At 65.6% G+C, this 12,753-nt stretch carries 11 protein-coding genes; 5 read left to right on the top strand and 6 right to left on the bottom strand.

Annotation, left to right across the window (positions count from 1 at the left end; translation table 11 throughout):
• The first annotated feature begins 72 nt into the window (after positions 1–72).
• Positions 73–1,719: a CdaR family transcriptional regulator gene (locus JE033_RS13005; protein WP_200332174.1), complete on the top strand. Its 1,647-nt coding sequence runs from the start codon at positions 73–75 to the stop codon at positions 1,717–1,719.
• Positions 1,720–1,792: 73 nt separating this feature from the next.
• Here the strand turns inward: JE033_RS13005 and JE033_RS13000 are convergent, their stop codons facing one another.
• From JE033_RS13000 to JE033_RS12985, 4 genes are all read right to left on the bottom strand, one after another.
• Positions 1,793–2,638, bottom strand: a complete 846-nt coding sequence (locus JE033_RS13000; RefSeq protein WP_200332171.1) for a sugar phosphate isomerase/epimerase family protein — start codon at positions 2,636–2,638, stop codon at positions 1,793–1,795.
• Between the two features lie 11 nt (positions 2,639–2,649).
• Positions 2,650–3,534 (bottom strand): carbohydrate ABC transporter permease, encoded by an 885-nt coding sequence (locus tag JE033_RS12995; protein ID WP_090152389.1) that lies wholly within the window; start codon positions 3,532–3,534, stop codon positions 2,650–2,652.
• Positions 3,531–4,418, bottom strand: coding sequence for a carbohydrate ABC transporter permease (locus JE033_RS12990; RefSeq protein ID WP_090152392.1), 888 nt, complete (start codon positions 4,416–4,418; stop codon positions 3,531–3,533). The genes JE033_RS12995 and JE033_RS12990 overlap by 4 nt, the downstream gene beginning before the upstream one ends.
• A gap of 69 nt (positions 4,419–4,487) precedes the next feature.
• A complete protein-coding gene (locus JE033_RS12985; protein WP_090152516.1) occupies positions 4,488–5,810 on the bottom strand; it encodes an ABC transporter substrate-binding protein in 1,323 nt (440 codons plus the stop codon).
• A 297-nt stretch (positions 5,811–6,107) separates the two neighbouring features.
• On the opposite strand from JE033_RS12985, the gene JE033_RS12980 reads away from it, so the two are divergent.
• The 3 genes from JE033_RS12980 to JE033_RS12970 all read left to right on the top strand — a co-directional run bounded on the left by JE033_RS12980 (position 6,108) and on the right by JE033_RS12970 (position 9,268).
• The gene (locus JE033_RS12980; protein ID WP_090152394.1) at positions 6,108–7,103 is read left to right on the top strand and encodes an SIS domain-containing protein; all 996 of its coding nucleotides are present in this window, start codon (positions 6,108–6,110) and stop codon (positions 7,101–7,103) included.
• 112 nt (positions 7,104–7,215) lie between these two features.
• Positions 7,216–8,136, top strand: coding sequence for a PfkB family carbohydrate kinase (locus JE033_RS12975; RefSeq protein ID WP_200332169.1), 921 nt, complete (start codon positions 7,216–7,218; stop codon positions 8,134–8,136).
• Positions 8,137–8,167: 31 nt separating this feature from the next.
• On the top strand, positions 8,168–9,268 hold the full coding sequence (locus tag JE033_RS12970; RefSeq protein ID WP_090152400.1) for a LacI family DNA-binding transcriptional regulator: 1,101 nt from the start codon (positions 8,168–8,170) through the stop codon (positions 9,266–9,268).
• Between the two features lie 37 nt (positions 9,269–9,305).
• Here the strand turns inward: JE033_RS12970 and JE033_RS12965 are convergent, their stop codons facing one another.
• Entirely contained in the window at positions 9,306–10,049 is a 744-nt protein-coding gene (locus tag JE033_RS12965) for a GntR family transcriptional regulator (RefSeq protein ID WP_234037519.1), read from the bottom strand.
• Between the two features lie 166 nt (positions 10,050–10,215).
• On the opposite strand from JE033_RS12965, the gene JE033_RS12960 reads away from it, so the two are divergent.
• On the top strand, positions 10,216–11,232 hold the full coding sequence (locus tag JE033_RS12960) for an SIS domain-containing protein (RefSeq protein WP_200332165.1): 1,017 nt from the start codon (positions 10,216–10,218) through the stop codon (positions 11,230–11,232).
• Positions 11,233–11,303: 71 nt separating this feature from the next.
• Here JE033_RS12960 and JE033_RS12955 read toward each other — a convergent pair whose 3' ends face one another.
• The gene (locus JE033_RS12955; RefSeq protein WP_200332163.1) at positions 11,304–12,659 is read right to left on the bottom strand and encodes a nucleobase:cation symporter-2 family protein; all 1,356 of its coding nucleotides are present in this window, start codon (positions 12,657–12,659) and stop codon (positions 11,304–11,306) included.
• Positions 12,660–12,753: the final 94 nt, after the last annotated feature.

Genomic DNA, 12,753 nt, shown 5'->3' with positions numbered 1-12,753 from the left:
TCACCGTACTGAAGGCCAACTCTAGGAGCTGACACCCGCTGTGGCTGTAGAGAATTCCTATAGATTTAACTCATGAGTACATCGATTTCTCTAAGTCGTTCAGCGCACACCACGACGCTGGGTGAGATTCTCACCGAACTCGGGTCGCGCACCGTGAGCATCCTCGGGCCCGACGCCGGCGAGCGACTCGTGCGAGGCACCGATTTCTACGATGCCTACGAGGAGCTCGGCGAAGATCCAGACACACTGCTCCTCGCCCCCTCCGCGACCGGACTCCCCGTCGCCCGTCTCGCATCGCTCGCCGAACGCGCATCGCTCCTCCGGTACGCGGCCATTGCGGTGAAGTGCCACGACGACGACGTCCCGACATACGCGGCAATCGCCGAGACGAGCGGCATACCGATCCTGCGCGTGAGCGAACGGATCGGCTGGCGGCTCTTCGACGCGCTGCTCTCCCAGCTCCTGGGCGAGCGACGCCACGAGGAGAAGACCGTTCGCGATCGTGGCGCCGAACCGCTCTTCACCCTGGCGAACGATCTTGCCGATTTCTTCGGCGGCTCGGTGGCGATCGAAGATCTGGGACGCAGGATCATCGCGTACTCGTCCGTACCCGGCCAGGTCATCGACACCCTTCGAACTCAGGGGATCCTGACCCGTCGCGTGCCGGCATCACCGTTCAACGACGACCAGTACCGCACGGTACTGCGTTCGGCTGAGCCCATCAAATACCCCCAGCTCGACGATGAGGAGCCCCGCGTAGCCATTGCCATCCGGGCCGGATCACTGCCCCTCGGGACGATCTGGGCGATCGATGCGTCGGGAGAAGGTCCTCTCGATGAGGAGCAGACCGGTCGCATTCGCAGCGCAGCAGTCGTGGCCGCGGAGTACATGCTGGACGACAGCCGCGTGCGCCGGGCGACTCAGATTCCCCGTGAGGACCGCATGCGTACACTGCTGGACGGCCGCGAGGTGATGGGCTCAGAGCTCGCCGAACTGGGGATCCATGAGGAGCGGGGAGCGACGCTCCTCGTCTTCGCTCCCGTCCGAAACGACTTGGCCTTCGTACCCGCACAACTGCGATCGACGGTGCAGCGCCACCTCGCCCTGCATCACCCGGAGGTCGTCTCGGTCGCCCACGACGGACGGGTCTACGCGCTCGTCGCGAACGACTCATCGGAACTCGCCACGTCGCTCGCCGCCCCGTTGCTTCCCATCATCGACCGCCTCATCGGCCCCGGAACCCGCGTCGCGACTCCGGGAGTCGCCTACCGGTCCGGTGAGGTGACGCTGCTGAAACGCCTTGCCGATCAGCTGTTCGAGACGGCGACTCAGCATCCGGAGCTCGCCGGGGAGCGCCTGCTCACCGTCGGAGCGATGCGCCCGTTTCTCGTGCTCGAACGCGCTGCGGCGCTCTTCGCCGAGCACCGCGAGCTGCGTTCGGACACGCTGGAACGGCTCGAAGCGGAGGATCCCCTGGTCGCGGAGACACTTCTGGCATGGTGCAGCAGCTTCGGGAATGTCGCCCGCGCAGCTCGCTCGCTCGCGGTGCACGAGAATACCGTCCGCTACCGCCTGAACCGAGCGGAGGAGAAGTACGGGCTCGACCTCGGGCACGCCGACACCTTGCTCATCGCGTGGTTGCAGCTCCGCTCGCCCGTGGGGCGCCATCTGCACGCGGTCGCCCGTCGACTCGATGTCGGCGCCCCTCCCTCTCGCTGAGCACGAGGGTTCCCGTCGACCGTGCACCGAGAAACGCAGCTCAACCCCTCGGAGTCGAGAGGAATCCTCGCTGTCAGCGCGAAGACGCGGTCAGTGCAGCCTCGATCGCCGTGAGCGACCGGGCGAGCGCGGGCCGGGGGTCGATCGCGTAGCTTCCGTCCCCGAACAGTTCCACGGTCATCCACCCCGAGTAGCCGTGCCGGTCGAGGGCCGCCAGAATGCCCTCGAGCGGAAGCTCGCCGTCGCGCCAGGCGAGGTGCCCAGTCGGCGTGCCGTCGATGAGGTGCACGTGACGCACACGGTCTGCGAGCAGCGCGAAGTATCCGTCCACCGTGTCTCCCGCCGCCGCCATCGCCACGGTGTCGAGCGCGACGCCGAGGTTCGCAGCGCCCACGTCTTCGAGCGCTCGAGCGGCGTCTTGAGCGGTGTTCACGAGGTTCGACTCCACCCGCTGCAACGGCTCGAGGAGGCACTCGAGTCCGAGCGTCTGCGCGTATGCGGCGATCTCCCCGAGTGCATCGATCGATCGCCGCCACGCCGATTCTCGAGCCTCGCTCTCGAACCCGCGGCCGGGGGTGAGAAAGAGCTTCGGTGCGCCGAGCTCGACGGCCAACTCGGCCGCACGTCGGAACGTTGCAACGCTCGTCGCACGCATCCGGGGATCAGGGGATGCGATGTTCACGGGATACATCACCTGCTCGGGCGTGAAGCAGACGATCTCGAGACCGCGCGATGCCGCAGCACGACGCATCGCCCGAGCATCGGCGTCACTCATCCACGGCACGTGCAACTGCGGTGCGACGCCCCACAGCTCGACGCCGGTGCGGCCGAGAGCCGCAAGATCGTCGAGGCACTGGTCGAGCGGGTGGTGCTGATACGAGAAATTGGATCCACTGACCTGCGTGAGCGCGAGCGACACGATGCGTCTCCTTACTTTCCGACCCCGTCCGCGAGGCCCTTCACGAAATAGCGCTGGCAGGCGAGAAACAGCACGACGACCGGCACGGCCGCGATGACCATCCCGGCGAAGACCACCGGGTAATCGGTGCCGTGCTTGCTCATCAGGCTCGTCAGCCCCACCGGCAGCGTCTGCGCGCCGACGCTGCTGGTGAAGACCATCGCGAAGAGGTATTCGTTCCATGCGAAAAGCACGTGCAGCAGCACCGTGGAGACGAGAATGGGTTTGCACATCGGCAGAATGATCCGCCAGAACGTCGTCCAGCGGCTCGCACCATCGATCTGCGCGGCCTCGTCGACCTCCATCGGCAAGTCGATCATGTAAGAACGGATCAAGAACGTCGTGAAGGGAATGCGGAAGGCGGTGTAGAGCACCATGAGCGCCCAGAAGGTGTTGTAGAGCCCGAGCGCCTGGAACATCTTGACGAGCGGTACCAGTGCGACGGCGGGGGCGAGCATGAGCCCGCCGAGAATGATGCCCGACCAGAATGCGCTGAACGGGATCTTCACGCGAGTGAGCCCGTATGCGGCCCAGGCGCTCACGAGCACCGTCGTGACCGTCGAGACGACCGTGACGAGCAGGCTCGTGGTGAGAAAGTCGCTCACGCCGCGATTCCAGGCGTTCGCGTAGTTCTCCCAGCTCCACTGCTGCGGCAGGGCGAACGGATTGCCGAACAGCTCGGTGTTGGTCTTGAAGCCATTGAAGATCATCCACAGCAGCGGGTAGATGACGATCACCGCGAGGCCGATCAAGAAAGACCAGGCGAAGACACGACCGATGATCCCGAGAAAACCCGCTCTGCCGATGCGAGCTCGCTGCGGTCGCACCGTCAGCAGTACTGCCGTCTCGGTACTCATACCTCGACCCTCCGTTTCCGTGTGTACCAGAGCTGTGCGAGGCCGATCCCGAGCGATAGCAGGAAGATCACGACGGCGATCGCCGCCGCGTACCCGAAGTCGTTCCTCACGAACCCGTTGCGGTACAGCCATGTGCCGAGCACCTGCGTCGAGTTGTTGGGTCCGCCACTCGTCATCACCATGACCTCGTTGAACACCTGGAATGCGCCCGAGATGGTGACGATCATCATGAGCCCCGACATCTCGCGAACGAGCGGGAGGGTGATGGTGAAGAACCGCCGGAACGGGCCGACGCCATCGATCTGCGCCGCCTCGTAGAGTTCGGTCGGGATCCGCTGGATCGCGACGGTGAAGAGCAGGGCGGAGTATCCGAATCCCTGCCACTGGCTCATCGCGATGATCCCGAACATCGCCGTGCTCTCCTGCCCGAGCCAGGGTTGCGCGAGGGCGTCGAGGCCGAAGAACCCGAGGGCGCTGTTGAGCATGCCGATGTTCGGCTCGTAGATGAAGTAGAAGAGCAGGCCCGAGACCGTGATCGAGATGGCCGATGGGATGAAGTAGATCACCCTCAGTGCGTTGCGCACCCGGGCATTCCTGACGCTCTCCACCATGGAGGCGATGACCAGCGCACCACCGACCTGGAAGATGATCGAGGCGGCAGCGTAGAGCAGGTTGTTGCCGAGCGAGCGCCAGAAGATCGGATCGTGCAGCAGCTTCTCGAAGTTCTTCGCTCCGACGAACTCCTGCGTTCCCGAGTAGATATCCCACTCGCCGGTCGCAAAACCGAAGTTCTGCACGAGGGGAAGATAGACGAAGGCGATGAGGATGAGAATCGCGGGGGCCAGCCACAGCAGCCCTCTGAGCGATGCGAGGCGCTTTTGCATGTCAGTCACCTATCCGTTCAGGATCCGGCGGGGCGGCCGAGCTGCAGCACTCGACCGCCCCGAGCAGGATCACTGCGCCATCGAATTCGCGTTCTGCACGCTCGCGAGGATCTCATCGGGTGACGTATCACCGCTGATCAGCGCCTCACCGCCCGCGAGCCACGCGTCGGCCACTTCCGGAACGGTGACGGTGTCGAGCCAGACCACGAGCTGCGAGGCATCATTGACCTGCTCGATCCCGCTGAAGACCGCTGCGCTCGAGGTCTCCTCGGTCACCGCTCCGATGACGGTACTCGGCTGACCGTAGGGCGGAGATGAGAGCGTCTGGGCGTTGGCCTGGTCGGTAGCGAACTTCATGAAGTCCACGGCGAGCGGAGCACGAGGAGACTTCGCGTTGATGAGGTAGCCCTCGGGCGACCCTTGGATGGCGTCGGTGTCGCCCTTCGCCCCCTCGGGAACCGGCAGCTTGAAGATGCCGAAGTTCTCGGGAGTGAGTGCTGCGCCCTCGGCCGTAACCGTGTCGAATTCGAGGATCTCCTGGTAGTACATGGCCGCTCGGCCCCCGGAGAGGGCCTCCTGCGCGGTGGTGTACAGCACCCCGTTGGTTCCCCTGCCGGAGTCCGTGCACTCCGTGACCAGCTGATCGAACTGCTCGAGCGACTCGACGTAGCCCGGGTCGCTCCACTCGGCCGTCGCGGGGTCGAAATCGGCGTGCAGGGTGTCGGAGGGCACGTTGTACCCGAACAGCTGCTGCAGGTAGTGCAGGGCGGGCCAGCCGTCCTTGTTTCCGAACGCGATCGGCTCGTACCCGGCCTCGCGCAGGGGCCCGCAGGTATCGATGAGCTCCTCGAACGTCGTCGGCACCTCCACGCCGGCCTGCTCGAATGCCTCGACGTTGTAGCCCATGAACTTGCCATTGTTGTAGAGCGGTACGCCGAAGTACTTGTCATCGAACTTGAAGGCGTCGAGCGAGGCTTCGCCGAACTGCCCGCCCCACTCCGTTCCGGGCGCGATCACTTCGCTGAGGTCTGCGGCGAGCCCGCCCTCCACGAAGTTCTGAGCCCATGTGCCCGCCCACGTGAAGTAGATATCGGGGAGCGCCCCCGAAGCCGTCAGCGTCTTCGTCTTGTCCTTGACCGACTGATCCGTCTCCTGGATGAACTCGAACTCCACGTCCGGGTGCTGCTTCTGGTATTCCTCGGCGACGTCGAGAAAGTACGGCTCGAGTGGTTCGCCGGCGAACTTGGTGAGGACGCTGAGCGTGCCAGAGTACTCAGGCTCGGCCGTGACGTCGACGGCTTCACCGCCGCCACCGCCGCCCCCGGTGCATCCGCTGAGCGCGATCGCCGCCGCGGCGGCCATCACCATGACCGATGTTGTCTTCCGATGCATATTCATGCCCTCCTCGTTGAGAGCGCCGCTGGTGCGCGACGGCCCGCCAGGTGTATTGAACGGCGTCGGCAAGTTTTCGTCCGGCGTACTGATACCGGTCCCACCTGCCTGAAAAGTATTGTGACCGAATGGCGGCGGCACCGCAAGCCCCGATGACGCGAGTACTCGGTATTTTCGGGCATGAAGCCGCGTGTTACCGGAAATGTGTTGACGAGGTTCGATTCGCCGTGGCACGATACTCGAACGTGATACCGGTATCAGGCCGGGTCAAGGAAGCGTCACGAAAGGAACGTCACCATGCTCGGTTTCAACGAGGAAGAACTGCGTGAGCAGCTCAGCAGTGCGGTCGCCCTCCGCCCGCAGATCGAATCACTCGTCGATCAGCTGCAGAACATCGACAACGTGCTCCTCATCGGCTCCGGAGGCACCTACGCCCAGATGTGGCCCTACGAGTACCTGGCCCGCCGCCACTCCAAGCTCCCCGTGCGCGCCGCCATCTCCCGTGAGCTCATCGAATCGGGCGACGCCTGGCTCGGCACCGGCACGCTCGCGGTCTTCGCCTCGGCATCGGGCACCACCGAGGACGTGCTGCTGGCGATCGACTACGTGAAGAGCAAGGGAGCGACCACGGTCGCGTTCACCGGCATCGGAGACTCCCCGATCGCGCAGAACGTCGATCATGCGCTGGTCTGCGCGCCCAAGACCTGGCCGTTCGATCCGCAGCTGCTGCTCCTCGTGGGCCGCATCATGCACGTTCGGGGCGAATTCGACGGATACCCGTCGCTCGCAGACGAGCTCGTGCACCTGCCCGACGCCGTGATCGAGGCCGCCAAGGCGACGGAGGAGAAGGCCAGGGCATTCGCGGAGGCGCACAAGGACTCCGACTACTACTTCCTCATCGGCGGCGGCCCGCTCTGGGGGCTCACCTACCTCTACTCGATGTGCGTGCTCGAAGAGATGCAGTGGCTCCACACCACGCGCGTGAATGCTGCGGAGTTCTTCCACGGCTCGCTCGAGCTGCTCGAAGAGGACACGCCGGTGCTCATCTTCCAGGGAGAAGACGAGACGCGTCCCCTCACCGATCGCGCCGAGGCATTCGCGAAGCGGATCTCGAAGGACGTCACCGTACTCGACAACCGCGATTATGAACTCGCCGGCTTCAGCCAGGAGAATCGGGCGCTCATCGCGCCGATCGTGCTCGACATCGCCGTCGGGCGCTTCAGCAAGCATCTCGAGCGAGTTCGGGATCACTCGCTCGACCTCCGCCGCTACTACCGCGTCATGGACTACTGACCCGGATTCCCACCCGGGCCTGCGCAAACCTCGCCGCGCAGGCCCGGGTCACCCCTCCCCTACGTGCGCGACGCCCGTTCCGCACGACTATCGCGCTTGAGAGGAACGCTCAGTGAAGATCCTCGGATTCGGCGACAACATCGTCGACCGCTTTCTCGATCGCCGTCTCGACTACCCAGGCGGCAACGCCGTCAACGTCGCCGTGTACGCTCGTCGCCTGGGCGCGAGCGCCGGGTATCTCGGAGTCTTCGGCGACGATCCCCTCGCACGCTTTCTGCAGGCCGCGCTCTCGAACGCGGGTGTGGACCATTCCCGCTCCATCGTGCGTCACGGCGAGACCGGCATCGCCACCCTGAATGTGATCGACGGCGAGCGCGTCTTCCTCGAATGGAACGACGGCGGCGTCACCGTGCGGGAGCCCATCGATCTGAATGAGGGCCGGTCTGAGTATGCGGCAACCTTCGACCTCGTGCACTCCAGCGTGTATTCGCGCACCGAACCCGAACTTCCGCGTCTGCGCCAGACCCCCGCGCTCGTGAGCTTCGACTTCTCCTCTGAACCGGAGTTTCGCACGAACGCGTACATCTCCCGTGTCGCGCCGCACATCGACCTCGCGCTCGTCTCGTGCTCCGATCAGAGCGTCGCGCAGACGCACCAGTTGCTCGACCGACTGATCTCGGCCGGCGCCGGCATCGCCCTCGCCACTCGCGGCACCGACGGGGCGATCGTGACGGATGGAACGCAGCGCGTCTCGGCGCCCGCCGCCATCATCAGCGATCCGGCGACCATCGTCGACACCATGGGCTGCGGGGACGCATTCGTGACCGGATTCATGGTGGAGCTGCTCGAACGCGGGTGGAGCCGTCAACACGCGCCGAGCCACGACGCGCTGCGCGCCGGCCTCGACGCCGGGAACGCATCATCACGCGCGCAGTGCTTCGTCGAGTCGGCGTTCGGCGGAGGCCGGGCGATCCCCGACGAGGAACTGCAGCGCTACGCTTCGACCGGCGACGCCGTTCGCAGCGGCCCCTAAACTGGAGTCTTCGGCATCGAGGAGGTAGACCGTGGGCAAGCCTCGCCCTTCCGCCCCGACGATTTCAGAAGTCGCAGCCGCCGCCGGCGTCGGACGGGCCACCGCAGCGCGCACACTGGGCGGGTACGGCTATGTCAGCGCCGAGATGCGAGACCGCGTGCTCGCCGCGGCCGATGCCCTGGGGTATCGCACCAATCAGCTCGCACGAAGCGTCTCCACCGGCGTCAGTCACACGATCGGCGTGGTCGTCGCCGACATCTCGAATCCGTTCTTCGGCGGCGTCGCGCTCGGCATATCCGAGGTGGCGAGCGCGCGCGGGTTCGACGCGCTGGTGCTGAGCACCGCGGAGCACCTCGAAGAAGAGATCAACGCCGTCAACGTACTCGTGGACAAACGGGTCGACGGCATCATCCTGTCCTCTGCGGCGTGCGCCGCCGATTCAACGGCGCACCTCCAGCTGCCGAACGAGCAGGGCATCCCACTCGTGCTCCTCGACCGACTGATCCCGGGGCTCGACCTCGACGCCGTCGTCATCGACAATCGCGCTGCCGCTCGGCATGCGACGACGGAGCTGATCGCTGCGGGACACTCGCGCATCGGCTTCATCTGGGGCCCGCCCGTGCCCGAGCGGATCGAGTACCGTCGAGAGCTCGTCGAGGCCGCCGGCCGCAATCTCTGGTCGGACGGCGAGCGACTCACCGGGTACCTCGACGCCCTCGACGATGCAGCGATTCCGCTCGACCTCGACCACATCATGCTCGGCGAGAAGACTGAGATGAGAGCGTACGAGGCGGTGACCCGCATGCTCGCACTCGATGCAGCGCCCACCGCGTTCTTCTGCACCGAGACCGATGCGCTGACCGGCACTCTGCACGCACTCCGAGATGCCGGCCTCGCGATCCCGAGCCAGGTCTCGATCGTCGGGTTCGATGACAGCTCGTGGGCTGCGGTGATGAACCCTCCGCTCACGATGGTGCGTCAGCCGATGCTCGAACTCGGCCGCCAGGCCGCCGAATTGCTGCTCAGCCGCATCGACTCGGGAGCGGGCGATGCCGAGCCGCCGATGCAGCGCGAGCTCGAGACGGAGTTCATCGAGCGGGAGTCGGTCGCCCCCGCTCCCACGCACAGCTGAACAGCTGAACAGCTGAACAGCTCGAGGGTCAGCGCGACTATCGCTGGCGCAGCACGGTGAACGATATCTCGCTCCCGCGATGGTAGTCCTTCGCGTGCAGCACGCGGCGCCCGGAGATGCTGAGTCCCACCTCGGTGACCAGCAGCCACGGCCCCATGCCGGAGAGATTGAACTGCGCTTCCCAGTCGGCCGGCAGTTCCACCGCTGAGAGGGTCGCGAGCGCGGTCTGCACGTACTCCCCGTGCGCGGCGAGGGCCGCGGTCAACGAACCGCCCCAGTCCCGATGCTCGATCGGACCGGGGAGGAGCTCTCTGGGTACGATGTTCTCGCTCACCACGAGCGGGCGGTCGTCTCCGAAGCGAATCCTCACGAGCCGGATCACACGCGTGCCGACCTCGACTTCGAGGGCAGCGGCCGCTTCGGCGTCCGCCTCCGCTTCAGAGACGCTCAGCACGGCACTCGTCACGCGGTAGCCGCGTGCGGTGAGCACCTCGGTGATGCTCTCGTACTTCGTCACCGGCCGCTCGACGCGCAGTCCGCCGGAGGCGGAGAGAAAGCGCCCCTGCCCCTGCACCGCGACGACGATGCCGCTCTGCTCGAGCTGACGAAATGCCTCCCGCACCGTGGAGCGGGACGTCTTCAGGCGGTCGGTCAGGGCCGCCTCGGTCGGGAGACGCTCGCCCGGCCGAAGGGCGAGCTCGTCGATGAGCGCGGTGATCTGCGATCGAGTGCGGTCGACGGCACTCTCCCGAGCCCCGCTTCCCGCGGTCGTGTCGGACAAGGCTCCTCCTCTGACAGAACATGCTCGGCGGCCCAGTGGTGCGCCGCGCATCTCCGCTTCAGCTTAACGAGATTGCGCATCGCATGGAGAACGCGGAGCTTGCGCGGATGTTGTTGCACTTCTAGATTAGTTGTCAGACAACTATTCTCGTCAACAGACAGGAGCAATGATGCTGAAGTTCGATCCCGAGTCCTATCTCGCCGTGCAGCGCGGAGCCGTCGCGCTCGCCCCCGAGATCCGCACCGCCGTGCGCGCCTGGCTCGAAGACGGAGGCAGGAATCTGTTCTTCATGGGTGCAGGTGGAGTGAACTTCCTCATGCTGCCGGCGGCTCGCCTCCTGCAGACCCGATCCACCCTGCCGGTGCACATCGAGATGAGCGCCGAGATCGTGCACTCCGGCAGTGCGCACCTCGGTCCCGGATCACTCGCCGTCTTCCCCTCGGTCTCAGGCACCACGAAGGAGGCGGTAGCCGCGCTTCGATTCGCCCAGTCGCGCGGCGCGACGATTCTGAGCCTCACCTCTCACCCGTCCACCCCGATCGCGGAACTCGCCGACATCGCATTCTCCAACGCCTGCGCCGATCCGACCTCGAGCGAGAACTTCCACCTGCAGTCGCTGCTGCTCGCACTCGCCATCATGGATGCCCGGGGCGAACTCGAAGACTACGACGCCGTCGTGGCAGAGCTGCGCCGACTCCCCGATCTCCTGGTCGCGGCGAAGCAGGCCTTCGAGGCGCGCGCCGAAGCGCTCGCGATCGAGATCGCCGACGAGCAGCATCACATCATGACGAGCGCGGGCGGTTCCTGGTTCGAGGCGATGTACTACGGCATGTGCATTCTCGAAGAGATGCAGTGGATCTGGACCCGCCCCGTGCACGCGTCCGACTTCTTCCACGGCACCCTGGAACTTCTGGAGTCAGACACGAGCGTGTTCATCCTCAAGGGCGAGGACGAGCAACGACCATTGACGGATCGAGTCGAGTGCTTCGCACGCACGGTGACCGAACGCGTCAGAGTCATCGACACGCTCGATTTCAAACTCCCCGGGCTCAGTCCGCGCGTGCGGGCGCTCGTCTCACCGATCGTGCTCGCCGCCGTGCTCGAACGCCTGAGCACGCACTTGGAGCGCGTGCGCGGCCACGACCTCACGATCCGCAGGTACTACAAGAAGGGAGACTTCTGAGCGGCACCACCACCGTGCCGAACCCGAGGGTTGCAGCCGCAGCACTCAGCGCACGCAGCCGCAGCAGCCGGTCAGGCGATCGTCGGCGCCGCCTCGGACTCGACGGGACGGCGCTTTCGCCCGATCTCGTTGAACAGCAGGTTCAGCAGTACCGCGGCGATCGCGGCCGAGCTGATCCCCGAGTGGAAGATCGTGCTGAACCAGGAGGGGAACTGATCGAAGAAGTCGGGTGCGACGACCGGGATGCACCCGATGGCGAGTGATGCCGCGACGATCAAGAAGTTGAAGTTGTTCTCGTACTGCACCTTGCTCAAGGTGCGGATGCCCGACGCGGCGACCGTGCCGAAGAGCAGAATGCCCGCCCCGCCGAGTACGGCCATCGGCAGGGTGGCGACGACGCGGCCGAGCACGGGCAGCAGGCCGAGAACGAGCAGGATCCCGCCTCCCGTCGCGACGACGAATCGGCTTTTCACGCCGGTGATCGCGACGAGCCCGACGTTCTGGGCGAACGCGCTCTGCGTGAACGTGTTGAAGACGGGGGCGACGACGCTCGACAGCATGTCGGCGCGGAGTCCGTCCGCGATGCGACGCGAGTCGACTTTCGATCCGGTGATCTGCCCGACGGCGAGAATGTCGGCCGTCGTCTCGGTGAGGATCACGAGCACGACGATGACCATCGAGATGATTCCGCTGATCTCGAAGACGGGCAGCCCGAAGGCGAAGGGCTGCGGAATCGCGAAGATCGCTCCGTCACCGACCGACGAGAAGTCGGTCTTGCCCGCGATGAAGGCGATGACCGTGCCCAGCACGAGGGCGAGCAGGATCGCCATCCGGTTGATACCGAAGGCTCGCACGCGAGAGAGCACGAGCGCGATGAGCAGCGTGGCCCCGGCGAGCGCGATGTTCCCCACACTGCCGTAGTCGTCGGCGGTCGCCGATCCTCCCATCGCCCAGCGCGCCGCGACGGGAATGAGGGAGATGCCGATCGTGGTGATCACGACGCCGGTGACCACGGGCGGGAAGAACCGCACGATCCTCGCGAAGAAGGGTGCGATCAGGAGGCCGATGGCCGCGGCGCCGAGTACCGCTCCGAACACCGCTGGCATGCCGCCGCCGCCGCCGACGATGGCGACGAGAGTCGCGACCGAGGCGAAGGAGGTGCCCTGCACGAGCGGGAGCTGGCTGCCGAAGAACGGGAGGCCGATGGTCTGCAGGATCGTCGCGAGCCCTCCGATGAAGAGGCAGCTCGCGATGAGCACGCCGATCTCCGTGCTCGACAGGCCCGCGGCGGTGCCGATGATGAGCGGTGGGGCGATGATGCCGCCGTACATGCTCAGCACGTGCTGCATGCCGTGGGCGAGGTTCTTCGTCCAGTGCAGTCGTTCGTCCTCGGGACGAGGAGCTCTGCGGGAGATTCGCGTATTCACAGCCGATGACTCAACTCTCGGTAGAGACTGATGCAGAGACGGAGCCGATGCCGCTTCCTTACCCGTCAGATGATGACCTACCGCGACAATAGCT

The organism is Leucobacter sp. L43, from assembly GCF_016597785.1.
Lineage (GTDB): Bacteria > Actinomycetota > Actinomycetes > Actinomycetales > Microbacteriaceae > Leucobacter > Leucobacter alluvii.
The sequence above is the reverse complement of the archived record's forward strand: the minus strand, read 5'-3'. Positions and strand labels throughout refer to the sequence as shown.

What these genes read in the sequence shown, in the direction of transcription:
- JE033_RS13005 (WP_200332174.1), top strand. Translation starts at nt 73, where the DNA reads ATGAGTACATCGATTTCTCTAAGTCGTTCAGCGCACACCACGACGCTG.
- JE033_RS12995 (WP_090152389.1), bottom strand. Translation starts at nt 3,534, where the DNA reads ATGAGTACCGAGACGGCAGTACTGCTGACGGTGCGACCGCAGCGAGCT.
- JE033_RS12990 (WP_090152392.1), bottom strand. Translation starts at nt 4,418, where the DNA reads ATGCAAAAGCGCCTCGCATCGCTCAGAGGGCTGCTGTGGCTGGCCCCC.
- JE033_RS12985 (WP_090152516.1), bottom strand. Translation starts at nt 5,810, where the DNA reads ATGCATCGGAAGACAACATCGGTCATGGTGATGGCCGCCGCGGCGGCG.
- JE033_RS12980 (WP_090152394.1), top strand. Translation starts at nt 6,108, where the DNA reads ATGCTCGGTTTCAACGAGGAAGAACTGCGTGAGCAGCTCAGCAGTGCG.
- JE033_RS12960 (WP_200332165.1), top strand. Translation starts at nt 10,216, where the DNA reads ATGATGCTGAAGTTCGATCCCGAGTCCTATCTCGCCGTGCAGCGCGGA.